The sequence below is a fragment of the Nitrospirota bacterium genome (genome assembly GCA_037386965.1).
Classification (GTDB): domain Bacteria; phylum Nitrospirota; class Thermodesulfovibrionia; order Thermodesulfovibrionales; family JdFR-86; genus JARRLN01.
This window is the reverse complement of the sequence record JARRLN010000023.1, coordinates 1-25,963: the sequence shown is the minus strand read 5'-3', so window position 1 is coordinate 25,963 and position 25,963 is coordinate 1. Positions and strand designations below refer to the sequence as shown.

At 58.5% G+C, this 25,963-nt stretch carries 21 protein-coding genes and 1 pseudogene; 7 read left to right on the top strand and 15 right to left on the bottom strand.

Annotation, left to right across the window (positions count from 1 at the left end; genetic code table 11):
- Window positions 1-20 precede the first annotated feature (20 nt).
- Window positions 21-179, top strand: a pseudogene (locus P8Y39_04810) (phosphoribosylaminoimidazolesuccinocarboxamide synthase).
- Between the two features lie 375 nt (window positions 180-554).
- Window positions 555-905, top strand: a complete 351-nt coding sequence (locus P8Y39_04805; GenBank protein MEJ2191656.1) for a hypothetical protein — start codon at window positions 555-557, stop codon at window positions 903-905.
- Window positions 906-1,393: 488 nt separating this feature from the next.
- On the opposite strand, the gene P8Y39_04800 is transcribed toward P8Y39_04805, so the two are convergent.
- Both P8Y39_04800 and P8Y39_04795 read right to left on the bottom strand, forming a co-directional pair.
- Window positions 1,394-2,140 carry a methyltransferase domain-containing protein gene (locus P8Y39_04800; GenBank protein ID MEJ2191655.1) on the bottom strand — a complete coding sequence of 249 codons (747 nt, stop codon included), beginning with the start codon at window positions 2,138-2,140 and terminating at the stop codon, window positions 1,394-1,396.
- Between the two features lie 252 nt (window positions 2,141-2,392).
- Window positions 2,393-3,583 (bottom strand): pyridoxal phosphate-dependent aminotransferase, encoded by a 1,191-nt coding sequence (locus P8Y39_04795; protein MEJ2191654.1) that lies wholly within the window; start codon window positions 3,581-3,583, stop codon window positions 2,393-2,395.
- Between the two features lie 96 nt (window positions 3,584-3,679).
- Between P8Y39_04795 and P8Y39_04790 the strand changes: the two genes are divergently transcribed.
- Window positions 3,680-5,317 (top strand): FAD-dependent oxidoreductase, encoded by a 1,638-nt coding sequence (locus tag P8Y39_04790; protein MEJ2191653.1) that lies wholly within the window; start codon window positions 3,680-3,682, stop codon window positions 5,315-5,317.
- 344 nt (window positions 5,318-5,661) lie between these two features.
- On the opposite strand, the gene P8Y39_04785 is transcribed toward P8Y39_04790, so the two are convergent.
- The 7 genes from P8Y39_04785 to P8Y39_04755 form a co-directional block, all read right to left on the bottom strand.
- The gene (locus tag P8Y39_04785; protein ID MEJ2191652.1) at window positions 5,662-5,844 is read right to left on the bottom strand and encodes a ferredoxin; all 183 of its coding nucleotides are present in this window, start codon (window positions 5,842-5,844) and stop codon (window positions 5,662-5,664) included.
- A 29-nt stretch (window positions 5,845-5,873) separates the two neighbouring features.
- The gene (locus tag P8Y39_04780; protein MEJ2191651.1) at window positions 5,874-6,128 is read right to left on the bottom strand and encodes a hypothetical protein; all 255 of its coding nucleotides are present in this window, start codon (window positions 6,126-6,128) and stop codon (window positions 5,874-5,876) included.
- Window positions 6,129-6,214: 86 nt separating this feature from the next.
- The gene (gene rnc, locus P8Y39_04775) at window positions 6,215-6,937 is read right to left on the bottom strand and encodes a ribonuclease III (protein ID MEJ2191650.1); all 723 of its coding nucleotides are present in this window, start codon (window positions 6,935-6,937) and stop codon (window positions 6,215-6,217) included.
- Entirely contained in the window at window positions 6,927-8,174 is a 1,248-nt protein-coding gene (gene fabF / locus P8Y39_04770; GenBank protein ID MEJ2191649.1) for a beta-ketoacyl-ACP synthase II, read from the bottom strand. The genes rnc and fabF overlap by 11 nt, the downstream gene beginning before the upstream one ends.
- Complete coding sequence (locus P8Y39_04765; GenBank protein ID MEJ2191648.1) at window positions 8,171-8,398, bottom strand: acyl carrier protein; 228 nt, start codon at window positions 8,396-8,398, stop codon at window positions 8,171-8,173. Before P8Y39_04765 ends, fabF begins: the two co-directional genes overlap by 4 nt.
- Before the next feature lie 38 nt (window positions 8,399-8,436).
- Window positions 8,437-9,177, bottom strand: coding sequence for a 3-oxoacyl-[acyl-carrier-protein] reductase (fabG, locus tag P8Y39_04760; protein ID MEJ2191647.1), 741 nt, complete (start codon window positions 9,175-9,177; stop codon window positions 8,437-8,439).
- Window positions 9,178-9,319: 142 nt separating this feature from the next.
- Complete coding sequence (locus tag P8Y39_04755; GenBank protein MEJ2191646.1) at window positions 9,320-11,971, bottom strand: cation-translocating P-type ATPase; 2,652 nt, start codon at window positions 11,969-11,971, stop codon at window positions 9,320-9,322.
- Window positions 11,972-12,094: 123 nt separating this feature from the next.
- Between P8Y39_04755 and P8Y39_04750 the strand changes: the two genes are divergently transcribed.
- Complete coding sequence (locus tag P8Y39_04750; protein ID MEJ2191645.1) at window positions 12,095-12,415, top strand: SHOCT domain-containing protein; 321 nt, start codon at window positions 12,095-12,097, stop codon at window positions 12,413-12,415.
- 171 nt (window positions 12,416-12,586) lie between these two features.
- Window positions 12,587-13,951 carry a Mur ligase domain-containing protein gene (locus P8Y39_04745; protein ID MEJ2191644.1) on the top strand — a complete coding sequence of 455 codons (1,365 nt, stop codon included), beginning with the start codon at window positions 12,587-12,589 and terminating at the stop codon, window positions 13,949-13,951.
- Between the two features lie 223 nt (window positions 13,952-14,174).
- Here the strand turns inward: P8Y39_04745 and P8Y39_04740 are convergent, their stop codons facing one another.
- The 6 genes from P8Y39_04740 to P8Y39_04715 all read right to left on the bottom strand — a co-directional run bounded on the left by P8Y39_04740 (window position 14,175) and on the right by P8Y39_04715 (window position 23,396).
- On the bottom strand, window positions 14,175-14,414 hold the full coding sequence (locus P8Y39_04740; protein MEJ2191643.1) for a hypothetical protein: 240 nt from the start codon (window positions 14,412-14,414) through the stop codon (window positions 14,175-14,177).
- Window positions 14,415-14,495: 81 nt separating this feature from the next.
- Window positions 14,496-15,842, bottom strand: a complete 1,347-nt coding sequence (locus P8Y39_04735) for a putative sulfate exporter family transporter (protein ID MEJ2191642.1) — start codon at window positions 15,840-15,842, stop codon at window positions 14,496-14,498.
- Between the two features lie 215 nt (window positions 15,843-16,057).
- Window positions 16,058-17,479 carry a sigma-54 dependent transcriptional regulator gene (locus tag P8Y39_04730; GenBank protein MEJ2191641.1) on the bottom strand — a complete coding sequence of 474 codons (1,422 nt, stop codon included), beginning with the start codon at window positions 17,477-17,479 and terminating at the stop codon, window positions 16,058-16,060.
- On the bottom strand, window positions 17,476-19,428 hold the full coding sequence (locus tag P8Y39_04725) for a DUF3365 domain-containing protein (protein MEJ2191640.1): 1,953 nt from the start codon (window positions 19,426-19,428) through the stop codon (window positions 17,476-17,478). The genes P8Y39_04730 and P8Y39_04725 overlap by 4 nt, the downstream gene beginning before the upstream one ends.
- A 300-nt stretch (window positions 19,429-19,728) precedes the next feature.
- A complete protein-coding gene (locus P8Y39_04720; protein MEJ2191639.1) occupies window positions 19,729-21,102 on the bottom strand; it encodes a hypothetical protein in 1,374 nt (457 codons plus the stop codon).
- Between the two features lie 1,406 nt (window positions 21,103-22,508).
- Window positions 22,509-23,396: an ATP-binding protein gene (locus P8Y39_04715; GenBank protein ID MEJ2191638.1), complete on the bottom strand. Its 888-nt coding sequence runs from the start codon at window positions 23,394-23,396 to the stop codon at window positions 22,509-22,511.
- A gap of 394 nt (window positions 23,397-23,790) precedes the next feature.
- Here P8Y39_04715 and P8Y39_04710 point away from each other — a divergent pair, with 394 nt between their 5' ends.
- Together P8Y39_04710 and P8Y39_04705 are read left to right on the top strand one after the other, a co-directional pair.
- On the top strand, window positions 23,791-24,564 hold the full coding sequence (locus tag P8Y39_04710) for a hypothetical protein (GenBank protein ID MEJ2191637.1): 774 nt from the start codon (window positions 23,791-23,793) through the stop codon (window positions 24,562-24,564).
- Window positions 24,565-24,793: 229 nt separating this feature from the next.
- A partial coding sequence (locus tag P8Y39_04705; GenBank protein ID MEJ2191636.1) for a protoglobin domain-containing protein occupies window positions 24,794-25,963 on the top strand: 1,170 nt, incomplete at its 3' end.

Below are 25,963 nucleotides of genomic sequence, written 5' to 3'. Positions count from 1 at the left end.
AAAAAATCCGGGAGAAAAGTATGTCCACTCCTGTCGTTATGGAAAGCAGTATCCCCGGCTATCAGCCGCGCCGGGGCAAGGTTCGGGATATTTATGACCTTGGAGAAAATCTGTTAATGGTCGCCACCGACCGAATTTCAGCATTTGATGTCGTATTACCAAAAGGAATTCCTTATAAAGTGGCATTATTCTTGCTGCACAACCTTATACACTTGCAGCCCGACAACGACGCCTACTGGTCTGGTACTGAGGCCGCCGACCCTGATGTCGCATGGGTCTTTTACTTCGACTACGCGGTCGGCTTCGACCCTGGCCTTCAGGCCATGGAACGTAAGTCCTTCAACTTATTCGCCTGGGCTCTGCGCCCCGGCGATGTATCTGCCGTTCCGGAACCGGGGACCATGCTCTTCCTGGGGATGGGACTGGCAGGAATGGCGCTGGTCAGAAAGAGATTGGGGCGCATACATCGATAGGTGATTGGGTTATTTGAGTCATTCCGTCATTTAATCTTCGGGGAGTGCAAGGGGTGAATCCTCCCCGAGTAAGGAGGAGTTATGTATTTGAAAACACATTTCGGCCGAATTAAGTTATTAGCGATTATATTAGGGTTAACCTTTTTTACCGCGTCTGAGGCAAGCGCGACGCCGGTCACATTTGATTTCTCTGGTTTTGAGGTCATTGAAGCATTCGAGGGCACGGAAGGGACCGAAACCGCAACGCTTGCAGGATCAGTTTCTTTGGGTGATTCGGTTTCGGGCAGCCTCGAATACGATTCTGACACGGGACAGCTGAATTCGGTGGACATTAATATCAATGATGCTATTTTCTACTCCGGACCACCGGCGAGTGCATATCAGAATGTACAAGTCCAAGACAACGTACCGTACGACTCTTTGAGGTTGTGACGACACACTCCTTGCCACTTAGCAATTTAACCCTACCTTCAGGCGTTACAGACAATCTCGTTTATCTGCAGGCGGGGTTGTCCTTATTCAATACTGACGGGTCCCTTTACTCCGGAACATCACTACCTGCAGGGCTTAACCTCGACGACTTTGATTGGGGTCGAGTCCATCTCTGGACTTGGTTTCCGGACCTCGATGGTGATGGCATCGGCAATACAGCATGGAGAATCTTTGCCGACTACCATAGCATCGGTACTACCGTTCCTGAACCATCAACATTGCTCCTGTTTGGAAGTGGTCTGTTCGGACTTGGTGCATTCAGGAAGAAATTTAAGAAGTAGAACCTCTACAAATTAAACTAACCGTCATAGCAGAGTCATAAAGTCTCACATTGCTGTCGTAATCCTCAGTACGCACCGCAGAATGCCGCCTTGCACTGTTCTATAACCAGAGAGTCATTAACGATTGGATGCTACAAGTGGGATAGCCTACTTGAAATGCTTCTTGAAACAGATGGTTATGCCGCTTCGCAGCGTATAAGGCAAAAGGTTATTGCATAACATCTTGTATATATCCATCATAAGAGTTTCATATACCTGAAAATAGTTATACCCCCTCCTCTGTGTGACAGTTAATCCAGCCTCATCTCCCAAAGCAATAAGCTCCTTAAATGTGTACTCCCTCACATGTCCGTGCGGAGACTTACTGCTATCGGGAGGTAAATCAAAAGGATTAATCCCGGCCAACAAGGTAAGCCTCTGTCTCAGACCGGCAGCGTTCGGTGTTTGCACAAATAATAAACCATCGTCTTTCATTAACTTAATAAGATAAGAAAAGATGGCTTTTGGTGAAACCAGCACGTGCTCTAATACTTCCGCTAATACAATTACTGAGAATTTACCAAAGTTCTTATGATTAGCTGCATCAAGAACATCATAAAGATCAAAAATGAAATGTTCTCGCCCACAGAACTGTTTGCTTCCTTTTTTATTGTCAAGAGTATATACATTAGGTGTTATGAAGTGTTTAATTAGAGCTGTTTGAGGAGCCACTCCAATATCCAGAATACTAAAACCAGATTTTTCAGATGTGTCGCAATTAGTTTCTTGAAGAGAATCAGCAATGAAATTTATTAAATATGCATATCTTTCTCTATGAAATTTGACATATTTAAAGTCAGACAAATTCCAGTCTCTGAAAAAAGTGAGAACGTCTTGTCCTGTAATGTGTTTCATTAGAAATAATTTATCATAACCCTAATTGATTTTCAAACCAGACAATACGCCTAATTCCAACAAGGAACTTGCCAGGATGGCTTCCGCAGTGTAGGGACTTGTTTCTGCAAAACACTTATACGGGTTTTGTATGCATGCAAACACTGCCTCATAATAAGAACTCTGCGTCTTCGTAGGTGAAAGTTCGGTAAATCAACGGAACCGGCCCCTCACGTCATCACCGGCCCCGTCCAACGTCGAACGAGAAAGCGGTCACCCTCCTACAGCTTCGCCACCGCCGCCCCTATCCTCTGCTATCCTCTGCACCGCGCGCTTGATGTCCTCCATGGCCGTGGCGTAGGAGATGCGGACGAAGTTATCGTCCCCGAAGGCCTCCCCCGGCACGAGAGCCACACCGGCTTCCTCCAGAAGATACGCCGCCAGCTCGAGGGAGCCCTTTACCCGGCCGCCGTACAGGGCGCTGGTGTTGGGAAAGACGTAAAAGGCTCCGCCCGGGGAGAGGCACGTGATGCCCCTGACGGCGTTCAGGGCCTGCACCAGGTACCTTCTCCTCGCGTCGAACTCCCGGCGCATCTCCTCCACCGAGTCCTGGGGACCGGTGAGGGCCTCCAGCGCGGCCCACTGGGCGATGCTCGCGGGGTTGCTCGTGGACTGGCTCTGGATGTTCGTCATCGCCTTGATAACCGGGGCGGGACCGGCGGCATAGCCGATTCTCCATCCGGTCATGGCGTAGCTCTTGGAAACGCCGTTTACCACGATGGTCTTCTCCCTGGCCTCCCCGCCCAGGGAGGCCAGGCTCACGTGTTCGGCGCCGTCGTAGAGGAGCTTCTCGTATATCTCGTCGGAGATGACCATGACGTCGTGGCGGGCCACGACGCGGGCTATCTCCTCCAGCCTCTCCCTCGTGTAGCACGCACCGGTGGGGTTTGAGGGGGAGTTCAGAACGAGGGCCTTGGTGCGCGGGGAGACGGCGGCCTCCAGGTCCTCGGCCCGGAGCATGAAGCCCTCGGACTCCTCCGTCCTGACGATGACCGGTGTGGCGCCCGCAAGAAGCGCCTGGTCGGGATAGCTCACCCAGTACGGGGCGGGGATGATGACCTCGTCGCCGGGGTCCAAGAGGGCCTGGGCGATGTTATAGAGGGTATGCTTGGCCCCGCAGGAGACCATCACTTCCTCCCGCGAGTAGGACAGGCCGTTGTCCTTCCGGAGCTTCTCGATGACGGCGTCTTTCAGCGGCAGGATGCCGCCCACGGGGGTGTACTTGGTCTCACCGGCCCGTATCGCCCGTATGGCCGCCTCCTTGATGTTCCCGGGAGTATCGAAGTCCGGCTCCCCCACGCCGAAATTGACGACGTCCACCCCCCGGGCCTTCATCTCCTTGGCCCGGGCGTCCATGGCAAGGGTGGGCGACGGCTTGATGCTCTTGACCCGCTCCGACAGCATGTATCCCTCCCGGCTCCGGTTTTTTGAGATTCTATCATACCACGCCGCCCGGAGAGGGAAACCGCCCTTGCCCCGGAAGTGCGATATAATGCTCTCATGGCAGAGCAAATCCTCACGGCAGAGATGAGGGAGCAGCTCAAGCAGAGCTTCGCCCTCCTGAAGGAGCCCGTCACCCTGATGCTCTTTACCCGGGAGGGCGTCAACGACCAGTACAACGACATCCTCCGCGAGCTTCTGCGCGAGATATCCTCCATGGAGGAGAGAATCCGCCTCGAGGAACACTCCGTAGGGGACGAGGCGTCCCGCAGGTACGGCGTGGAGCGCTCCCCCACCCTTCTGGTAAGCCCCGGGACGTACGACATCCGCTTCACGGGAGCCCCCCTGGGCGAGGAGGGAAGCACCCTCCTCGGGGCCGTCGTCATGGCCTCCACCGGCCGAGGGGAGATGGCGGAGGATTCGCGGAAGCGCCTGCAAAGGACAAAGGAGAAGCGGCGGGTGCGCGTCTTCGTCTCCCCCACCTGTCCCTACTGCCCGCAGCAGGCCACCTATGCCCTGGCCGCCGCGGTGGAGCGTCCGGACCTGGTCTCGGCCGAAGTCGTAGAGATATACGAGAACCGGGACCTGGCCGAGAAGTTCGGGGCCCTGTCCGTGCCCAAGACGTTTATCAACGACCGGGAGACCTCCTCGGGGCTTGAATCCGAGGAAAGCTTCATGGAGGCGGTGGTCCGGGGCCGCGCGGCCGAGCACATACCCGCCGTGGGCCCGGAGGAGATAAAGGACCTGGACGTGGCCATCGTGGGTGGAGGGCCCGCGGGGTTGACCGCGGCCATCTATGCGGAGCGAAGCGGGCTCAGGACCGCCGTGTTCGAGGGCAGCGTCCTGGGCGGGCAGGTGGCCGTCACGCCCGTCGTAGAGAACTACCCGGGGTTTCAGATGATTACGGGAAAGGCCCTGGTGGACCTCATGACCAGGCACGCCATGCAGTACGCTCCCTTGCTGACAGGGGCGGCGGTCAAGGACGTCAGGCGTACGGAAAAGGGCTTTCGCGTAGTGGCCACCCGGGGCACGTACAACGCCCGGGCCGTCATCCTGGCCACGGGCGCCACCCACCGCACTCTGGGGGCGCCCGGCGAGAGACGGCTTACGGGCAGGGGCGTGAGCTACTGCGCCACCTGCGACGGCTATCTCTATCGCGAAGGCAGGAGCGTCATGGTGGTGGGAGGCGGCAACTCCGCCCTCACCGACGCCCTCTACCTGGACAGCCTGGGGGCCCATGTGCGAATCCTCCACCGCCGCGAGACACTGAGGGCCGAAGAGCGGCTTCAGCAGGGCGTCTTTCAACGCAACATAGAGGTCATGTACCGCACCCGCATTGTGGAAATCCTGGGCAAGGACAAAGTGCAGAAGGTGAAGCTCGAGGACCTGGCGACAGGTGAGACGCGCACCGTGAAGACGGACGCCGTCTTCGTCTCCATCGGCTATGAGCCCGTCAACGACATAGCCCGTAAACTGGGGCTGGAACTGGACCGGGAGGGCTACGTGCGCACCGACGACCGCCAGCGCACGGCAATCCCCTTCGTTTACGCCGCGGGCGACGTGACGGGGGGCGTCAAGCAGATAGCGGCCGCCGCCGGACAGGGCAGCAGCGCGGCCATCAGCGCCTTCGAGGACCTTTCAAACCCCTACTGGAGGCGCCCCGGACAGGCCGCCGCCCCGGGTGCGGAGGGCGCATAATACTGAAACCTATCTCAAAATCAGATTTGCACAGCATCTGGCCTTTTGACGTCATTCCCCGCCCCCGCCTTCGCGGGGGTAAACTGCGGCGGGAATTCAGCGTTTTCAAGCCCTTCCGGATGCCCGCTTACGACATGCGGACATGACAAATTAAACCACTTTGATTTTGAGATAGGTTCTAACCAGTTAGTTTTGCACATTCCATTGAAGCCTGAAACAATGATTATTTTAAGGCAGGTGGTCGGCACCGGCACGTCGGTTCTTTAATGCGCACAGCAATAAGAGGGGCCTCCCCCCGGGGGGAGGCCCCTCGTTTCGTTTACGACAGCCCCTCAGCGGACGTCTCACTCCTCGGTGCTGATGGCCTCCACCGGGCAGATGCCGACCAGCTCGTCGCAGTCACACGCACTGCACGCGTCGCCGATGACGTGGGCCTTGCCGTCGTCGCCCATCTCTATGGCATCGGGGCACATCTCAACGCAGGACTCACATCCTTCGCAGGTATCCAGGTCTATCACCAACTTCATTCCCACACCTCCTTGAGAGTTTTAAGCGGCTAGTCGCCTTCTTCGAAATTCTTCAGGAACTGCCATATCTGCACGCCCAGATAGACGCACTTCACGCCGTCCATGCACTGGTCGGCGTCCGCCTTCTCCAGATGGGTCTCAAGCTCATGGTCGCCCTTCTTCAGATGGACCATCCAGGCGTTTTTCCGCTCGTCGAAGCGGAGGCCCATGCTGATGCCGTGGCGCTCGATCTCGGGGTACATCTCGCGAATCTTGTCGGCAAGGGCCGCCTGAGTATAACCCATGAAGTCCCTCCTTGCTCATTTAACTTTAACGTCCGGAAAGCCTGAGGCGTCTATGATGAAAATCATATATGTCCGGCCGGGAAAATTCAAGGGCTTTTTCCCCGCTCCTTCCCGCTTAGGTGCTCGAGGGCCCGGCGCGCCGCCGATGTCTCGGCCTCCTTCTTGCTCGTGCCCTTTCCCGTGCCGTACCGCACGCCCGCTATCAGGACTTCCATGGTAAAGACCCGCCGGTGTTCCTCGCCATGGACCGCCTGGAGGCGATACTCCGGCAGGACTCCGAAGCGCATCTGGCTCTCCTCCTGCAGTTGGGTCTTGTAATCGGCATACTCGCGCGAGGCCACGGCCTTTTCAAGCCTCTCACCCAGCGAGCGGAGGGTGAAATCCCTGGCCGCCTCAAGGCCGCCGTCCAGGTAGACGGCGCCTATGACGGCCTCTGCCGCGTCGGCGAGGATGGAGCGCTTCTCCCGCCCACCGGAGTCCTCCTCCCCCCTGCCCAGCCGCAGATACTCCCCCAGGGATACCGTCCGGGCCATCCAGGCCAGCACGCTTCCACGCACCATATGGCTCTTGATGCGGGACATCACGGACTCGGGATGCTGCTCCTTCAGGCCGAAGAGGTAGTCCACGACCACAAGGCCCAAAACGGCGTCGCCCAGAAACTCCAGGCGTTCGTTGTGCTCCGCCTCGGGGTTCTCGTGCTGATAGGACTTGTGGGTGAGGGCCTCGAGGAGAAGCCCGGGGTCGGCGAAGCGGTAGCCTATTTTCTCCTGAAGCCCCGAAAGGTCGGGGACCGGGGGCTCACTTCTCAAATTGTTTGAAAAGGAGGCAGGCGTTGGTGCCGCCGAAGCCGAAGGAGTTGCTCATGGCACAACGGACCGCGCGCTCCCGGGCCTTGCCCGCCGCGTAGTCGAGGTCGCACTCCGGGTCGGGGTTCTCAAGGTTTATCGTGGGAGGGATCACGCCGTCGACGATGCTCATGACCGTCGCCACGGCCTCCACGCCGCCGGCCGCACCCAGGAGATGCCCCGTCATGGACTTGGTCGAGCCCATCACGAGCTTGTAGGCATGCTGGCCGAAGACCGTCTTGACGGCCGTGGTCTCAATCTCATCGCCCTGTTTCGTCGAGGTGCCGTGGGCGTTTATGTAGTCCACTTCCCCGGGGGACAGGCCGGAGTCCTTCAGGGTGAGCGCCATGCACCGGGCGGCACCCTCCCCCTCCGGGGCGGGAGCCGTCATGTGATAGGCGTCGCCGGTCATGCCGTAACCCACCACCTCGGCATGAATGCGGGCGCCCCGCCTGAGGGCCCCGTGCATCTCCTCCAAGACGACAATGCCCGCGCCCTCGCCCATGACGAAGCCGTCCCGGTCCCTGTCGAAAGGACGGGAGGCGCGCTCCGGCTCGTCATTGCGCGTGGAGAGGGCCTTCATGGCGTTGAACCCGCCGATGCCCAGGGGGGTGATGCACGATTCCGCGCCGCCGCTTATCATGGCGTCGGCATAGCCCCGCTGGATGAGGCGGAAGCTGTCGCCGATGCTGTGGCTCCCCGTGGCGCAGGCCGTCGCCGCGGCCGAGTTCGGCCCCTTGGCACCGAAGAGCATGGAGACATGCCCCGCGGCCAGGTTGATGATGACCATGGGGATGAAAAACGGCGTGAGGCGGCGGGGACCGCGCTCCAGCACGACCTTGTGGTACCTCTCGATGGCCGGCAGCCCTCCCATGCCCGAGCCGATGATGACGCCCACGCGCTCGGCGTTCTCCGGCGTAACCGCGAGGCCCGCGTCCTCCATGGCCATCGTGCTCGCCGCCACAGCCATGTGCATGAAGCGGTCCATCTTCTTGACCTCTTTGGGCTCGATGTACCGCTCCGGGTCAAAGCCCTTCACCTCGCCGGCAATGCGCGTGGCGAAGTCGGTTGCGTCGAACTGGGTAATGGGGCCGATGCCGCTTTTGCCGGCCCGCATGGCCTCCCAGGTCTCCCGGGTCCCCACGGCCAGGGGGCTCACCACGCCCAGGCCGGTTACGACAACGCGTCTCGGCTCCGTCATCCCTTCTTGCTCTTGATGTAGTTGACGGCGTCCCCCACCTTGAGGATTTTCTCGGCTTCCTCGTCGGGTATCTCCACGCCGAAGGCCTCCTCGAAGGCCATGACCAGCTCCACGGTATCCAGAGAGTCAGCGCCCAGGTCGTCAACGAATGACGCTTCCTCCGTCACTTCCGAAACATTGACACCCAGCTGCTTCGCAATGATTTCCTTGATCTGCTCTTCCATCCTTCCTCCTCCGGTTTCTTTCTCGTATGGGTGAAGCGCTACATATACATGCCGCCGTTTACGTGAAGGACCTGTCCCGTGATATATCCGGCCTCGGGCGAAGCGAAAAACGCCACGGCTGCGGCCACGTCCTCGGCGGTCCCGAACTCCCCGAGGGGGATGGCCCGCCGCATCTCTTCCTTGACGTTCTCCGGCAGGGCGTCCGTCATGGCCGTGACGATGAAGCCCGGGGCCACGGCGTTCACCGTGACGCCGCGGCTTGCGTACTCCCGGGCGGCGGTCTTCGTCAGCCCCACGATGCCCGCCTTCGAGGCACTGTAGTTCGCCTGCCCGGGGTTGCCCATGAAGGCCACCACGGAGGCGATGTTGACGATGCGCCCGTGGCGCTGCTTGGCCATGAGCCTGACGGCCTCCCTGGTGCAGAGGAAGACGCTCTTGAGGTTGACGCTGAGCACCGCATCCCAGTCCTCCTCCTTCATGCGCATGAGGAGGGCGTCGCGGGTGATGCCGGCGTTGTTGACGAGGATGTCCAGGCGCCCCATCCGCTCCTTGACCTCGCCCACCCCCCGGGCGACATCCCCGGCATTGGCCACGTTCATGCGTAGGGCTAGGGTGCGCACACCCTCCTTCTCGAGCTCCGAGGCGGTTTCCCGGGCCTCCTGCTCGCCGATGTCGGCCACGACCAGGTCCGCGCCCTTGCGGGCGAGGTTCCGGCCAATGGCCTTTCCGATGCCCCGTGCCCCGCCTGTGACGAGCGCGACCTGTCCCTTGAGTTCCATCAATGCCTCCCCCGGAAAAATAGGCTTTATTCTACCAAAGGGCCTGTTTCCTTTTCCAGTTTTTCCCTGCCGCAGCGCAAGCCGCAGGCAGCGCGCCGCCCTACAGTTTGCCCGGGAAGCGCCCCCCGTTCAGTTAGCCAAATCACACCGAGGCGCTCCCCACCCCGGGGGCCGTGCGCCTTCGCCTCTTTATGAGCTTTTCCACCTCCACGGCTACGAAGACCACCGAGGAGACCCCGAGCGTAATGCCCAGCTCTCCGGCCGTCAGGGGCTCGGTCTTGAACACGGGGTTCAGGAAGGGCACGTAGATGGTCGCCATCTGAAGGACCAGCGTCAGCACGAAAGCCCCCAGGAGGGGCATGTTGCTCAGAAGGCCCTGGCGAAAGACGCTTTCGGTCTCGGAGCGGACGGCAAGGACGTTGCCCATCTGGCTCAGGCACAGGACCGTAAAGACCATGGTCTGCCAGTGGGCCGTCCCCGCCTCTATGGCCCAGGCCTGGGTTCCTATGCAGAGGAAGCCCATGAGGAGGCCCACCCAGACGATGAAGAAACCCAGCCCGTGCGCGAATATGCTCTCCTGGGGATGCCGGGGCGGCCGGCTCATCACGTCCTTCTCGGCGGGCTCCATGGCCAGGGCGAGCCCCGGGAGGCCGTCGGTGACCAGGTTTATCCAGAGGATATGGATGGGCAGAAGCGGGACGGGCAGGCCGAAGAAAGGCGCGAGAAAGATGGTCCATATCTCTCCGGAGTTGCTGGCCATGGTGTACTTGATGAACTTCCGGATGTTGTCGAATATCTTCCGCCCCTCGCCGACCGCACGGACGATGGTGGCGAAGTTGTCGTCAAGAAGAACCATGTGGGCCGACTCCTTGGCCACGTCGGTCCCCGTCACCCCCATGGCCACCCCGATGTCCGCACGCTTGAGGGCGGGGGCGTCGTTGACCCCGTCGCCGGTCATGGCGACGAACTGCCCCCGCTCCTGCAGGGCCTTGACGATGCCGAGCTTCTGCTCCGGGGCCACCCGCGCGTATGCCTGGATGTGCTCGACCCTTTGTTCAAACTCCTCCAGGGGGAGCCTGGAGAGCTCCCTCCCCGTGGTCACGCCCTCCTCGCCCTCCCGCATGATGCCGATGCGGCGCGCGATGGCCCTGGCCGTGATGGGGTGGTCCCCCGTAATCATCACCGGCCTGATGCCCGCGCTCTTGCAGAAGTCCACGGCCCGGGCCGCCTCCTCGCGCGGCGGGTCCATCAGGCCCACAAGGCCGATGAGGGTAAGGCCGTTTTCCACGTTCTCCGAAGACATGTCCCCGGGCCTCTCATCCCACCACCGCACGGCCATCCCCAGGACGCGGAGGCCATCGGCCGCCATGCGGTCGTTGACGCGGTGAATCTTCTCCGGGTCCAGGGGGACCCGGCCCTCCGCGGTGAGGACGTCCACGCACCGTCCGGAAAGCACGTCCACGGCCCCTTTGGTGAAGGAGACGAATCCTCCGTCCCAGGCGTGCACGGTGCTCATGAGCTTTCGCTCCGAATCAAAGGGCACCTCCCCCACCCTGCCGAAGGCCGCCTCGGCCTCCTCCTTGGCAAGGCCCTTCGCCCCCGCCGCGTTATGGAGGGCAACCTCCGTGGGGTCGCCGATGACCGCGCCCCCCGCAGTGCGCCGGGCGTCGTTGCTCAGGGCCATGCCGTGAAGAAGGAGCGGCCACGGGGCATCCCTGTCTCCGCCCCCGGGCGCCGGAAGCTCCGCAATCCTCCAGACCCTGCCGTCGGCGTAGACCTCCTCCACGCTCATGCGGTTGAGGGTGAGGGTCCCTGTCTTGTCCGAGCAGATGTAGGTGACCGAGCCCAGGGTCTCCACGGCGGGAAGCTTCCTGATGAGGGCGTTCTGCCGGACCATCTTCTTCGCCCCCAGGGCCAGCGAGATGGTGACCACGGCGGGCAGGGCCTCGGGTATGGCGGCCACCGCCAGGGAAATGGCCGTCAGGAGCATGAGAAAGGCGGGCTGGCCCCTCAGAAGCCCCACCGCGAAGACCACCGCGCAAATGACCAGGACAGCCACGGCCAGTTTCTGGCCGAACCGGGCCAGCCGCTTCTGGAGCGGTGTCCTGACCTCCTCCTCTTCCTGCAGCATGGAGGCAATGCGTCCCAGCTCCGTCTGCATCCCGGTGGCCACCGCCACGCCCGCCCCGCGACCGTATGCCACGGTGGTGCCCTTGTAAAGCATGTTCCGCCTGTCCCCCAGGGGGAGCGAAGGGTCCCGGAGGGTCCGCGTCTCCTTGTCCACGGGGGCGGACTCGCCTGTGAGGGCCGCCTCCTGGACCTTGAGCTGCACGCCCTCCGTCAGGCGGACGTCGGCCGGCACGATATTTCCCGCCTCCAGATGCACCACGTCCCCCGGGACGACCTCGCTCACCTGCACTTCCCGGGCCATGCCCTCCCGCATCACCGTGGCCGAGGGCTCGGCCATCTGCTTCAGGGCCGCCATGGCCCTCTCGGCCCGGTACTCCTGGACAAAGCCAATGACGGCGTTGAGGACGACGATGACGATGATGGCCGCCGTGTCGGAGACGCCACCGATAAACCCCGAGACGACCGCCGCGAGAATAAGGACGATGATCATGAAGTCCTTGAACTGGTCGAGGAACATCATGAAGACGGTGCGGGGCTTCCTCTCACGAAGCTCGTTGGGCCCGTACTCCTCGAGCCGCCTCTGGGCCTCTTCCGGGCTCAGCCCCCCGGGGGGGCTCCCCAGAGCCTCGCGCGTCTGTTCGATGCTTTTTTGATGCCAGTTCATCAGACCGTCCTCAACCTGCTATCTTACCGCATTTCTGCTCCGCCCCACATCTCCCGTGCGTCCTGCATGAACAGGTTGACAGCCGGCCGTTCTCTGCTAGAATGTGGCAGGGAGATTAATGGGATGCTATCCATCGAGATGCCGGCCGGAACCCTCTGGGCCTTCATGGCCCAGCAGTGGGGCGGTTATCCCGGCTGGGGGAGCGGGTACGGCTCGGGCCTGGGCCTGGGTTTGGGGCTGGGCCTGTTCGGATGGCTCTTCCACCTCGCCTTGTGGCTGGCGGTCCTTTTCGGTCTGGCCGTGTTCATCCGGTGGGCCATCCTCTCGCGCCGCGAGGAGCCCCACCGGGAAAAGGACGCCCTGGACATCCTCCGGCACCGTTACGTCCGGGGCGAGATAAACCGGACCGAATTCGAGGAGAAAAGGCGGGGGCTGGAAGGCTGAGAGAAACCGCATTTCTCTTCGCAGCACGATTCCGTCTTCAGTCTGCAAGCTCCCGCCATAGAAGGGTTTTTCTCCGGCGGTTTCGTAAGGGAGGCGTGCGCAGGCCCTCTCCGGGCTGTATCCCTCCCGGGGTGTCCCGCAGCGTCCCGGATAGAGTACAATAGCTCCGAGATGGCGGACCCCCGGAAGATATACTTCTCCGGCGTGGGGGGGAGCGGCGTTTCGGCCCTCGCCCTCTTCGCGCGGATGCAAGGCCAGGACGTCGTGGGCTCCGACCGGGCCTTCGACCAAGACCCCGGCCACCCCCTGAAGAAGCGGCTCGAGGCCGCAGGCATCCGCCTGGTCCCCCAGGACGGGAGCGCCCTCACCCGCGAGTTCGGCCTCGTGGTGATGAGCACAGCGGTGGAGCCCGACCGGCCCGAGGTGCTCCGGGCCAGGAAGCTCGGCATTCCTCTCAGGACGCGCCCGGAATATCTGGCCGAGCTGTGCTCGGCCTTCGAGAGCACCGCCCTGAGCGGCACCAGCGGAAAGTCCACCGCCGCGGGCCTCCTGGCCTGGCTCATGGAGCGCCTGGGGCTGGGCCCCAACTTCCTCGGGGGCGGCAGGGTCAAGCAGTTCGCCTCGGAGGTGAACCCGGGGAACGCCCTCTCCGGGTCTTCCCGCCGCCTCGTGCTGGAGGCATGCGAGTCCGATGGGACCATCGTCACCTACCGGCCCCGGGACACCGTCCTTCTGAACCTCGCCCTGGACCACCACCGGGTGGAGGACACGCAGGAGATGTTCCGGGCCCTGGCCGGAAACACCTCGGGCGCGGTCATCGCCAACGCCGACGACCCCAACCTGGCCCCCGTCATCCCCCCCGGGGCGCTGACTTTCTCCCTGCGGGAGACCTCGGCCTTCAGGGCCGCCGACCTGGTGCTCGGGCCCCTGTCAAGCGAGTTCACCGTGGGCGGGACGAAGGTGCGGCTGAGCCTTCCCGGCAAGCACAACGTCCTGAACGCCCTGGCCGCCCTGGCCGCCCTTTCGGCGATGGGCGTGCCGGTGCGGGAGGCCATCCCCCATCTGGCGGAGTTCGAGGGCATCGAGCGGCGGTTCGACCTGCACCTGGACGAGGGTGGGCGCCTGGTGATAGACGACTACGCCCATAACCCCCACAAGATAGCGGCCCTCATGGCCTCGGTGCGGGCCCTCCGGGCAAGCGCCTGCTACGTCTTTCAGCCCCACGGCTACGGCCCCACCCGCCTCATGCGGGAGGAGTACATCCAGGCCTTCGCATCGGGCCTGCGCGACGCCGACCGGCTCCTTCTCCTTCCCATCTTCTACGCCGGCGGGACGGCCGCCAGGGACATATCGAGCGAGGACCTCGCCGCAGGGGTGCGCAACAGGGGACGCCGCGCCGAGACGGTCCCGGACAGGGCCGCACTCCTGGAGGCCCTGGGAGAAGAGGAGGCCGTGGTGGTGATGGGCGCCCGCGACGAGAGCCTCTCGCACCTGGCCCATATGATAGCGCAGAAACTTACCGGGGCCGCCGCCTGAGCCGGCGCAACGGCCCGGCCTTTCTCCATACGTTGGTTGTGCAGAAGCGGCCGGGTGCTCATGCGCCTTGCGGGGACAGGGCGTGGAAATGGCAGCAGCCGGGATGAAAGCAATCACTGCGGAGAAGACGCCCCCATGTGAAGGCATCTCAACGGCGACATCAAAGCACCGAAGCCCCGCCCTTCAACGAATAGGAAGAAGCAGCGGAGGGATGTCCGGTTTCTCACGGAGCCCCAGGACGCTCCTCATGGGTGCGCGGGGAGGAACGGGCCTCGAATTTATCACACCAGCCGCCGGCCGAAAGATAGATGTCATTGAGCTTGCATATTCCGTCTTCCTTGCGTACCGAGGCATGGGCGGAACTCAAGGCCGTCATGCCCTTGTAGACGGACTCCAGGTACTCCGGGGAATTATTGAAATGCAGACAGTGCCGGCAGCGTTCGTCTCCGTTGTTGCGGCTCACCTTCGCCTCCCGTCAATGGCTCTCCACCCGGCCCATTTGGCTCCGGCCGCGCAATGCGCGGCCGGAGCCGACGGAGGGGTCCTAATGGGCCAGATGCGACCAGTATTCTATGAACACCAAGGTCGACAATATGAACCCTAAGGTCACGTTAACGACGACTCCCGACGTAAACGCCCAGAAAGGCTTGGCGCCCGTACGGGCGAGTTCGCGGAACCGGGTCGTCAATCCGATGCTGAAGAAGCAGAATATGAAGGCCCATGTGCGAAGGGCCTTGATAGGGCCGACGAGCAGGGGTTTGACGACCTTGTTGTAATCGGCGAAACTGTAATTGCTCGCGATGATGGTCATGATGATGGAGGCCAGCACAAAGCCGATGACGAACTTCGGGAAGCGCCACCATATCTCGGCCGCTTGGGGTTTTTCGCCGGTCTTCACTTCCCACTTCGTCGTGGCTATGAGGGCCATCACGAACGCCCAGATGCCTATCCAGACGTCGCGGCCGACGACCTTCATGAGGGTAAATCCCCATACCGCGTCGTCCGGCGTGCCGCCAATGCCCGAGACGTGGCCGGCCAGGTTCCCGTATGCCTGGGCGGCGGCAAAGCCGGCGGCGTCGGCAAACTCCGACGTCCCTATCCAGGCCCCCGCGACGCCGGTGGCAAGGTGCAGGCCGCGGGAGACCAGCGGCAGGAAGAAGATCATGACGATCGCCCAGAGAATCACCATGGTGATGGCGATGGGCGCGTGCTCCTTCTTGGCCCCGACGGCGCCGGCGATGGCGATGGAACCGGACACGCCGCACACCGCGCCTCCGGCCCCGAGCGTGGCGGCCAGCCTCCGGTCGAGCCCCATCTTCTTCGCAACGAAATAGATGACCAGGAACGTGGTGATCGAAACGATCGAGGCCTGCACGATGGCTACCGGTCCGGCCCAGATAATGAGCGTGAACGGCAGGGTGGCGCCAAGCAGAACGATGCCTGTCTTGATGTAGTACTCAACCCGGAATCCAGTGTCCATCCACTTCGGCAGCCCGATGAGGTTGGAGATGAGCATGCCCAGCACAAGGGCCACCAGCGGCGGCTCCAGGTTGTAGTGGTGGGCCTGGTCCCACGCACCGATCATGAAGATGATGATGGAAAACACGTAAATGAACACGAAAGAGGGGAAGAATTCCGAGAGCTTGAACCTCAATGCCTTCATGCTGATGCTCAAGATGACCGCCCACATGATGAACTGCGCTACGTACTGGCCGAGATGCGCCGTGAAGTGCGACCCCAATTCGCCGAAGTTGGACCACTTTCCGGGCGTGACCGCGATCCATTTTATGGTCGTGTTGCCCGCAAAAAACAGGTAGGCGACCACCACGATGCCGAGCCCCAGCCAAATGGCCCACCAGTCCTCCTTCAAATAGAGTTCCTTCCACCCCATCGGGGCTTGCGGCGCCTCGTCAGCGCATTCCTTTGTCTCACAATAATCCGTGACGGACTTTTTCCCTTCCTCTGGCATGACACCCTCCTTTCTACTGGATTCGGCCAATAGGAGAGCAATAGCCATGCCAGAGGAGCAAAGACGGAAAAAAGCGCGGAAAGCAAAGGGTTTCTTAAAGCAAAGGGCAGTGGAAGGGGCGAGACCGGATGCAAAAATTATCTTGCAGTGCTAAATTTATTTGCACCCCTTTTGAACTCACCGGCGGAGATGCCGTATTTCTTCATCAGGTGCTGAAGTGACTGTCTTTCGAGGCCCGCCTCCTTGGCCGCCAGCGACACGTTGCCCTCGGAGACCCTCAACAGGCGGGTGATGTACGCGACGTTGAAGTCCTCCAGGATCTTTCTTCTGGCCTCTTTGTATTTGAACTCGCAGGGCGTCGAGTCGGTCTCCTCGTCACAGGGCAACCCCGGGAGCGCACACCCGAGGTCCCCGGGCGTTATGGTCTCCCCCTTTGAAAATATTATGGCCCTCTCCACCTCGTTCTGCAGTTCCCTGACGTTGCCCGTCCATTTTCTCGACACCAGCGTCCGCATGGCGTCCTCCGAGAACCTCTTCTTGCTGCTGCCGAACTGCGAGCAGTACAGGGAAAGAAAATGGTTCGCCATGAGCGGTATGTCCTCGGGGATTTCCCTCAGCGAGGGGGTGTGGACGGAGACGACGTTCAACCTGTAGTACAGGTCTTCCCTGAACTGGCCCGCGGCTATCTTGTCCCGAAGGTCCTGGTTCGTGGAGGCGATTATCCGCACGTCCACTTTATAGGTGCGGTTGTCCCCCAGCGGCTTTATCTCCTTTTCCTGCAAGACCCTCAGCAGCTTCGTCTGCAGCGCCGGCGATATGTCGCCAATCTCGTCCAGCACCAGGGTCCCCCCGCCAGCCGCCTCGAAGAGCCCCGTCCTGTCGACGAGAGCCCCGGTGAAAGCTCCCTTCTTGTAGCCGAAGAGCTCGCTCTCGAGGATGTTCTCGGGTATCGCGGGGCAGCTTACCGCAATAAACGGCCCGTCGGCCCTGTTGCTGAGGGCGTGGGTCATTCTGGCCGCCAGTTCCTTGCCCGTGCCCGTCTCTCCGGTAATCAAGACGGTCACGTCGGTCTTGGCCACGAGCTGAATGGTCTCCACGAGCTTCTTGACGGGAGCGGACTGCCCCACGAAATGCTCGGACGCCTCCTTTTCCTTGATTTTCCTTTCGAGGTCGAGGTTCTTGCGGACGAGGCTGGAGTGCTCCAGAGCGTTGCTCAGCGTGTGCAGCAGCCTCTCCTCGTCAAAGGGTTTGGTGATGAAATCATAGGCTCCGAGCTTCAGGGATTCGACGGCCTTTTCGATGCTGCCGTAAGCGGTCATCATGATGACGATGGCAGAATAATCCAGTGCCTTTACGTTCGTGAGCAGCTCCATGCCGTCCATCCCGGGCATCCTGATGTCCGCAAGGACGATACCCACGCCGTCCTCCCGGACTATCCTGAGCGCCTCCTCGCCCCGGTCGGCCGTGTAGACGTCAACGCCCAGCTCCCGCCGGACAAGCCTCTCCAGAAACTTCAGCATATCGTGCTTGTCGTCGACTATGAGGACGGCCTGTCTCATGATTGCGATTTCTCCAGGGGAAGCCATATCGTAAACGTCGTACCCTCCCCCGCATTGCTCTCAAACGAAATTCTACCATTGTGCTCATTGATTATGCCATAAACGACCGCGGTTCCCAGCCCCGTCCCCTGCCCCGGCTCCTTCGTGGTGAAGAAAGGCTCGAATACCCTGTTTTGGATGTCCTTGGGAATGCCGCGCCCCGTATCCGAAACGGTGATGACGACCCCGCCGTGGGCCTTATCGTGACAGGTCGAGATGGTAATGCGGCCGCCGCCGTCCATCGCCTGGTAGGCGTTCATGAGGAGGTTCATGCAGACCTGTCTCATCTTGTCCACGTCCATGGCGACCGCGGGGACCGAGGGGTCGTAGTTGCGCACGATTGTGACGCCCCTGCCGGCAAACTCGCCCTCCAGCACGGAGGCGACGGACTCCATGGTCTCCCTGACGTCGGCCCTCTCGTAGCGCGTCTTGGTCTGCCTGGAGAAATTCAGGAGGTCTTCGACTATCTTCTTGCACAGGCTGGCGTTGTTGCTGATAACCTCGAGGTCGTCCCTTATCCGCCCGTCGACGCTGTCCCTCTGAAGCATCCTGGAGTAGCCCATGACCACGCTGAGGGGGTTGTTGATTTCATGAGCGACACCCGCCGCCAATTGCCCTATCGACGCGAGTTTTTCGGCCTGCCGTATCTGCCGTTCCATGCCTTTCCAGACCGTGATGTCCTTGACGATGCAGTCATAGCCGCACGTATTTTTCTTTTCGTCTTTCCGCTGGGTAGCCGTGATCAACACGTCTATTTCGCTGCCGTCTTTCGTCCTGAAGGAGGTCCCGTAATCCTTGACGAAGCCGTCCCTGTCCATGCGCCTCAAAAATTCCGCACAGGCCTCCTCCCGTACGAAGAAATCGTGGAGCGACATGTTTTCCATGAAGTCCTCCCTGCTGCTGCAGCCAAACAGGTCCACGCCGGAATTGTTGACGTCCATCACCAGCCCCTGGCAATCGGTCACGATAATGCCGTCCTTGGAGGCTTCGAATATCTGCCTGTATTTCGATTCGGAGGATTTCAAGTCCTCCTGGGATTTCTTCAGGTGGCTCACCATGCGGTTGAACGCGTCCGCCAGCTCGGATATCTCGTCCTGTCCCCTGACATCGAAGCTCACGTCGAGGCCCCTTTCGCCGCCGACGACGGACGTGAAAAACTGGCTTGCCTTTTTCAGCGGCTTCGCCGCCACGACGTAGTAGAAGTAATTGAGGACCATGAACAGGACGATCATCCCCGTCAAACCAAGGAGGAAAATGGAGAAGGCCACCTGCCGTATCTGATAAAAAGTCTCGTCCACGGGTATCGCGATGGACTCCAGGCCGACCACGTCTCCCACTTTCCAGTTATGGCCGTGTTCCCTCCCGTACCGGTCGAGGAGCGATTTCGGCGACGAGGAGGGCGCCCCGTGGCACATGAGGCATTCTTTCTCCATCGTCACGGATTTGAGGTGCATGTAATATCTCTTGTCCCCCTTGCTGACCAGCCCCTTCCACTCGTTGTCCTTCTCCGGCGTCGCCGAGAACTTCCGTATGTACCCCCTCTCAAACTCGTCAGCCTCGTCGTCCGGGTTCATGGGGTCCAGTGCGACCCTCCGGTAAATATAATCGGGGAACTTCGTCACGAACCTGTCCATAATCCCCTTGTTGACGACGGATGTGGACATCGCTTCGCGGACGAACTCGTCCCTGGGCAACACGTGGAGCATCTTCGGCCTGAGCTCGTCGCGGACGTACTCCATGGTGGCGTCGATGTGTCCCAGGGCGATGTCCGTCTTCTCGTATATCTCGCGAACATAGAGGTCCTTCAGGTACACGTAGAAAACAAAGGAGATTATGCTGATGGAGAAAAACAGGATGACCCCGATGCCGAGCATGAACTTCGTGGTGAGTTTAAGGCTCCTTGCCTGCACGGCACCTCCCCTTGTGCGTCGTTACTGTCATTTTAGAATTTTTCCGCCACCTTTTTCACGCGGCGGGAGGCGGCATACGGTCAAGGAGCCGGGCAAGGCGTGTGCGGGCTGGGCCTGGTCTTGAGAACCAGGACGCCTCGGGGCTTAGCTTCTACACGCAGGTAGCGGATGGTCCGCTTGTATAAGAATACCCGTCAAACCGGGAGTCCATGACGAAGTGCTTTTTTGTGGCTGGTGCCCCATCGCTGCCTGGCCTCTTCGCAGGTGAGAGCCGCCGTCTTCGTCACATTGACCCTTGCCCTATTCCTGCGGGATATCTATCTGGTAGACATCGTAGTGCGTGCCGGCATCGCCTATGGAGGCTCCCCAACCCGTGCCAAACCAGACCTTTGTTCCGGCCCTGTTAATCTTGGCGAAGGGGTCATCGGCATACGACTTCTTCATGGTATGCGTGTTGGCAAGCCTCCAGACATGAGGAGGAGGGTCAGTCCGCTTGGTGAGTTCCACCAGAAAGACCTCATGCTCTCCCCACGCATCGGGAACATCCGGCGCACTGGGCGCGTACATGCTCACCAGCCCCCAACCCGGCTTATCGTAATTGTTTGCCGAGTAGTGGACACCAACATGAGAGAGAGGAGGCGAGAGGATGGTTATCTCTTTCGTTTCAACGTCTACCATAGCGGCGGCGTACTTTCCGCTACCGATATACTTGGAACCCAAGATGACCTCGCGGCCTTCCTCGCTTATGCCCCAGTCGGCATGACAGCAGGAAAGCCCCGTTGGTGTTCTGCTGCTCAGGTCAATGGGGAAAACAGAACTCACGCTGGTCATCACATAATCTCCCGAAGGAGACACCGAGGCATATCCAAGACCCGCCGAACTCCACTGGGGGTCCGCGGGGGTAATGCTGGAGATTATCTCTGGCTGGTCAAAGCCGTAATAGTCCTTATCCAACACCACAAGTGCAGCGTCGTACCAGGAATGGTTAGGGTCGTGACAGTAGATAGAGAAAGCCCATAGCCGCCCATTCATGGAAGGCTCGCCTTCTTCCTTCATAGTCTGAGCACAATTCGGATAATCGCTTCCTTCTGCGGGAGGATAAAGGGCCTTAAAGTCGAACAGCGCAATATTCTCATCAGTCACAATGTTGTAACGCCAGAACTTGCCGAACATCTGGTAATAGATTATATTCGGATCCGTCTTGCTCCATCGGGCGTCTATGGGCCGGCTCCATCCTATCAGGCTTGTAGGTATCCACTTGATGAAATTGAAAGTGTTGGCATCAAAGATTGCCCATCCTGAGCCCCCTACGGCCTGTATAAGAAGAAGCGTACCGTCGGCGTTTTCTATGTCATGCTTTGGATACCCCGGCTGCTCAAGGGTGAAGTCCCGGCTTGTGACAGCTTCCGTGGCCGAGTCCGTTACCCTCGTAATGGAGGTCTTGAATACGGGGTCTATGTATGTCTCCCCCTTCGAGGGCCTTTGGATGTCCGGTGTCGCGTAGAAAGTGAAATCGTCAATGATATAGCCCTCCGGCACGGGAACGGGCTCAGGTTGAGATCCCGATTCGGTATCTCGTGTTGGGTTTGGCGCCTCACCGCCACAGACGACCAGAAAGACCATACAGAAAATCGCCAATATCACTTTCTTCACGTCGTCTCCTTTCTTCGCCAAATCACCCTCCAAAAGCTTCTCTATCGCCGCCTTGTTCCGTTTCGCCTCATCCTCGCCCGTCTGGAAGTGAAAAAGGAATTAATCAGTGCCTGGGCCTCGCAGTGTTGCGGCACATCCTTGGAGTATTTTGCCTAGCCTTGTCAGGGGGAGCGAAGAGGGTACCTATTAATGCCTGAGCGCCTAACGCGGCTCAACGCTTGACTGCGGGACAGCACGAACGTGCACAGTGGGCTCAGCCCTCTTCGTTAATGGGGAGCTGCTACGGCTTCACGTCCAGGGACCGCACTACGGCCTGTGGAGCCTCTTTGCCTTCGCCCCGAGGCCTGCCCTCGATGTGCCCCATATACCCAATGGATATCTCCTCCTTGCCCGGTGCGCCTGCCGCCTTCCCGGCTCGGCAAGCCTGGATAAATCTACCATGAGACCGTTTGAAAAAAATGTATCACAACGCACTTTTTTTCTTGGCTCCGGCCCGCTCAGAATGCAACTGCAGTGTGCCTATCTGGACGTGCGTACGACCTTTGTGGGCAACAACTCCGACACCCGTCGCATGAGAATCCCTCTGAAAGGGGGGCCTCGGCCTTGTCTGCTATTGCAAGGTGCAGTTCTGTTGTGCCGACTCACCACGCAAGCTCTGCATCTTGGGATCAGCAATTTTCGCCCGGGAGTATCTTCGAAGCCCATGGAGGCGGCGTAAAACATCGTCCAGGCCCTTAAGGGCGAGGTCCCGGGCGACGCCGTCAACCTGCCGGGCAAGTCGATCACGCACGCGAAAAACGGGAAATAAATTGCGCAACTTTCTCTATGAAGCCTTGATTCCGACGGGCTTGAGACTCGCGAGAGGCGTCCACCGTCTCCTTATCCAAGATCTTCCGCGGCTTATGCGGGATGTTTCTGAAGGCTTTCAGAAGAAGTGGACTGTTGCAGGGGTTCTTGATGTTCATCCCGTTTGAGTCTATGACGCGATTGAAAAACGCCTTGAGCTGTGAGTAGCGGAGTCGCTTGTTGACCTGCTAAGTCCTTCGATACTCTCTTCCAGAAAGCGCGACATGTCCTCCAACGTAATGGAGTGTGCTACTTATTGGCATTTTTGATCAGCTTTAAGTTATTTCAGTTAGAACAACATATGCTCGGTAGGATTACTCACAGAAGGTCGCACCCAAGAGGCCTGCTGGAGCCATGATTCTTCCTATTTCAAATACGCAGCATCTGGCCGGTGGAAACACGCTGGATTCATTCGGAAATCAATAGGAAGGCTTCTTTCCTGAAGTTCACGGCTGTGTGCACTCAACAGCCTCTGCTTGTTTAATCGTGGAAATCAACAGTGACAATTTCCCATGTTTTCCCCTCAGGTTTCAGTCTTTGATATCAAGGGAACGTTATGACAAGAAACGATTGCCTCTTACTTACCTTCTTGGCAAAGAAAAATAAAAAGTGGCACCTTCATAAGGCCTTCCTTCAGCCCATACACGACCGCCGTGACGCTTTACAATTCGTTCGACGATAGACAAGCCAATGCCGATGCCCTCGAATTCTTTTTCGCTGTGCATCCGCCGAAAAACACCAAATAATTTATCTGCATGAGCCATATCAAAACCAACACCATTGTCTTTAACGTAATAAACATTTTCGCCGTCTCCGCTGAGTCCTCCGACCGTGATGAGTGCCAAATCCTTAGCCCCAGTGAATTTAACAGCATTGGAGAGGAGATTCGTAAATACCTGACGAATCAATGTAATGTCACCACGTATAGGCGGCAGTTGCTCAATTGTCACCTCAATATTTCGCTCAGGAGCCAATGCTTTAAGGTCGGCGGCGATAAGCCCTGCCTGTTTCTCCATATCTATCTCGTCTACCTTCATCTCCTGTCTGCCCACTCTCGATAAATGGAGAAGTGCCTGGACGAGCTTGTCCATCCTCGCTGCCTCCCCCCGGATTGAATGCAACAGTTTCTTCCCTTTATCGTCGAGTTTATCGTAATAGTCCTCAATTACTATGTCCGAAAGTCCCACGAGTATCCTTAACGGCGCGCGAAGGTCGTGAGACACGGAATAACTGAAACTCTCCATGTCTTTGTAAGCGAGAGCAAGTTCTGAGGTCTTGTTCTGCAATTCCTGATTCAATCTTCTCAATGATTCCTCTGCTTGTTCACGCTCGGTTATATTGAGGAGCATGGGTCGGAATACAAAAAAATAAAGTATTGGGCTGAGCAACGTAATTAATAAAGAAGAATCAAGAAGTGTCTCCGTCAGGCTTGATAAAGAAACAGGCCGAAGGGCATAAATGACGGCCATAGAAATTTGATTCAGATATGAATACCGCCAATACTAAGATAAAGATTAATTTGCGCGGAGACGAGGGAAATCCTTTTTTTAAGGGCTTATTCATTTGTAAGTATACACCGAGATAACAGAGAGTGTAAACCCACAAACAGTGCCCAAAGCGGGAAAACTGAGCCCACGACACCTATTCATGAGGTCTTTGGTCCATTACTGAGCATCCGGCAGTCGTGCAAGTCGACCTTTGTGTCCTTCGGGGCGTCTGGGCACTCGTCCGTGTAATCGGGAACGTCGTCTCCGTCGGAACCAAGCTGGCATCTTCCGGTTACCATCGGCGTGAAAAAGTGCTAGCATCTTCTTATAGAAGATCAGCGATGCCTGGCTCGGACCATGAAAGGGGGGATATGCCATGAAGACAGGAAGCAAGGTCTTAATAGCTCTGGCAATCGTCGTTATAGCTGTCATAGCCGTCTTTTTCTTTGCGCTTGCCAATATCGATGCGATCGCGAAGGCTGCCATAGAAAAGTACGGCTCTGCTGCCACCGGCACCGATGTGAAGGTATCCAAGGTCGAGATAAAGCTCAAGGCAGGGGCAGGCTCGATAAGTGGGCTGAGCGTAGGAAATCCTTCGGGCTTTTCAGCCCCGGCGGCCTTTAGCATGGACAACATAACCGTGGCAATCGACATAGGCTCGATTACCAAGGACCCGATAGTTATAAACAGGATTTTGGTCTCCGCGCCCCGCATTACTTACGAGGTGAATGAGTCCGGCAGGGCCAACATCAATGAGATCAAGAAGAATCTCCAGGCCTATCAGAAGCAGGGCCCCAAAGAGAAGGGAAAGACCGAAGGAGAAAAGAATCTTCTCATCCGCAAACTGCTCATAGAGGGCGGCAAGGTCGCTATCCACGTTGCGGCGCTGGAAGGGGAACCCCGCTCGGCCAAGGTCCCGCGCATTGAGCTTACCAACGTGGGCGGCAAAGGCGGCGCATCACCCGGCGAGATCGCCCTACAGGTCCTCAGGCCCTTGGTGAACCGGACGACCGAGGCGGCGGCCCGCGCGGGCGTCGAGCAGTACGTAGGCAAGGAAGCGAAAGAAGTGAAGAAGATGCTAGAGGAGAAAGCGCAAGAAAAGGTCGGCGTCCCGACGGAGGAGGGGGTCAAGAAACTATTCGGCAAATAGCGGCGGCCCGTCCAGTTTTTCATCCTTGTTCGTCGGTGACATGGAGATGGCAAAGCACGGCCACATGGGGAGCGCGAAGCAGGAAGTTATTGCCATTGAGTTAGCGCTCAAGCGTACTTCCTGAAAGATGTATATGACATTAACGTTATATCATGAAGATTTCAGACGGGTATCATTAAGGTTTTAAAGTGACTGTTTTTCTTTATATCTGATAGCTTATAATTAAGTCATGAATAATAATGAGCGAGAGTATCAAGCAGCGCTTGACGCTATTGTGCCTTATGAGAAGCTCTACGAGCTTCAGCGAGACATCGGCCTTAACGAAGAGGATTTCATGCTGCTTGAAACCCACCGGGACTTTCTTACTTCCAGACAGGAAGAATTCGCGGATTACTTCTTCCGGAGATTTCACGAGATAGGTGACACCAGAGTCATAATGGAGCACTTGGGTGAGCCGGAACGTCTGAAAAGCGTGTGGGCCAAGTGGTTTGAATTCATTTTCAAGAGCCGCCTCGAGAAGAAGCTTCTCTCTTATTTATGGCGAATAGGAATAAAACACGTCGAGGTCAACCTAGACCAGAGGTACTCGAACCTGGGCTTCTCGCTGGCAAAGCAGTTTTGCCATTCCTTTATCGCTTCCGAGCTGCCCACGGAAAAGTCGATTTCCTTGAACATCTCGGTGGGAAAGCTCCTTGATTTCTGTTTGCTTGTGGAGAACACCGCATATATCGAAACAACGTCCAGATGCGATATCGAGATCATGAGAGGGATTGCGGACAGAGTGAGAAATCCCGTCACGATAATCGGCGGTAATTTAAACAGGCTCATCAGAAAGACCGAGAAGGAAAAGCCCATCTACGAAGTCTATGAGACCATAAATTACGAGAACCAGAGAATCGCCAGTCTCGTAAACGATGTGAGAATTTACGTTGAAATGTTTCTGGGAGAACAAGAATTTGAACCCATCTCTTTGAGGCAGGCGGTGGATGAGACACTTGGCAGGCTGGGAGAGGAACTGAAGCAGGCGGGAATAAGCCCCGAGTTTGAAATCGGAGCCGGGGCCGATTATGTCATAGGCGACAAGAGACAGATATACGAGATGCTTTATCGTCTCACAAAGAACAGCCTAGAAGCTGTTGTTGATTCCAAGTCCCCGTATGTCAGAATCGCTTCTTCAATAGCCCCCAGACAGCCCCATGATGTTCAAATTGAAATACTCAATACCGGACCGGTACCCAGCGACTTCGACAAGATGTTCTCCCCCTTTTATTCCACCAAACCCACAGGTACCGGATTCGGCCTCGCCATAGCGCTTCTTGCGGTCAGGAAGAACCACGGGAGTCTGTCTGTTCACCCCATAAAGGATGGAGGGTTGAGATTTGTAATACTTCTCCCTGCA

Excerpts from the sequence above, each read along its gene's own strand:
- P8Y39_04805 (MEJ2191656.1), top strand. The coding sequence starts at position 555 with ATGTATTTGAAAACACATTTCGGCCGAATTAAGTTATTAGCGATTATA.
- P8Y39_04800 (MEJ2191655.1), bottom strand. The coding sequence starts at position 2,140 with ATGAAACACATTACAGGACAAGACGTTCTCACTTTTTTCAGAGACTGG.
- P8Y39_04795 (MEJ2191654.1), bottom strand. The coding sequence starts at position 3,583 with ATGCTGTCGGAGCGGGTCAAGAGCATCAAGCCGTCGCCCACCCTTGCC.
- P8Y39_04790 (MEJ2191653.1), top strand. The coding sequence starts at position 3,680 with ATGGCAGAGCAAATCCTCACGGCAGAGATGAGGGAGCAGCTCAAGCAG.
- P8Y39_04785 (MEJ2191652.1), bottom strand. The coding sequence starts at position 5,844 with ATGAAGTTGGTGATAGACCTGGATACCTGCGAAGGATGTGAGTCCTGC.
- P8Y39_04780 (MEJ2191651.1), bottom strand. The coding sequence starts at position 6,128 with ATGGGTTATACTCAGGCGGCCCTTGCCGACAAGATTCGCGAGATGTAC.
- fabF (MEJ2191649.1), bottom strand. The coding sequence starts at position 8,174 with ATGACGGAGCCGAGACGCGTTGTCGTAACCGGCCTGGGCGTGGTGAGC.
- P8Y39_04765 (MEJ2191648.1), bottom strand. The coding sequence starts at position 8,398 with ATGGAAGAGCAGATCAAGGAAATCATTGCGAAGCAGCTGGGTGTCAAT.
- fabG (MEJ2191647.1), bottom strand. The coding sequence starts at position 9,177 with ATGGAACTCAAGGGACAGGTCGCGCTCGTCACAGGCGGGGCACGGGGC.
- P8Y39_04755 (MEJ2191646.1), bottom strand. The coding sequence starts at position 11,971 with ATGAACTGGCATCAAAAAAGCATCGAACAGACGCGCGAGGCTCTGGGG.
- P8Y39_04750 (MEJ2191645.1), top strand. The coding sequence starts at position 12,095 with ATGCTATCCATCGAGATGCCGGCCGGAACCCTCTGGGCCTTCATGGCC.
- P8Y39_04745 (MEJ2191644.1), top strand. The coding sequence starts at position 12,587 with ATGGCGGACCCCCGGAAGATATACTTCTCCGGCGTGGGGGGGAGCGGC.
- P8Y39_04735 (MEJ2191642.1), bottom strand. The coding sequence starts at position 15,842 with ATGGGGTGGAAGGAACTCTATTTGAAGGAGGACTGGTGGGCCATTTGG.
- P8Y39_04730 (MEJ2191641.1), bottom strand. The coding sequence starts at position 17,479 with ATGAGACAGGCCGTCCTCATAGTCGACGACAAGCACGATATGCTGAAG.
- P8Y39_04715 (MEJ2191638.1), bottom strand. The coding sequence starts at position 23,396 with ATGGCCGTCATTTATGCCCTTCGGCCTGTTTCTTTATCAAGCCTGACG.
- P8Y39_04710 (MEJ2191637.1), top strand. The coding sequence starts at position 23,791 with ATGAAGACAGGAAGCAAGGTCTTAATAGCTCTGGCAATCGTCGTTATA.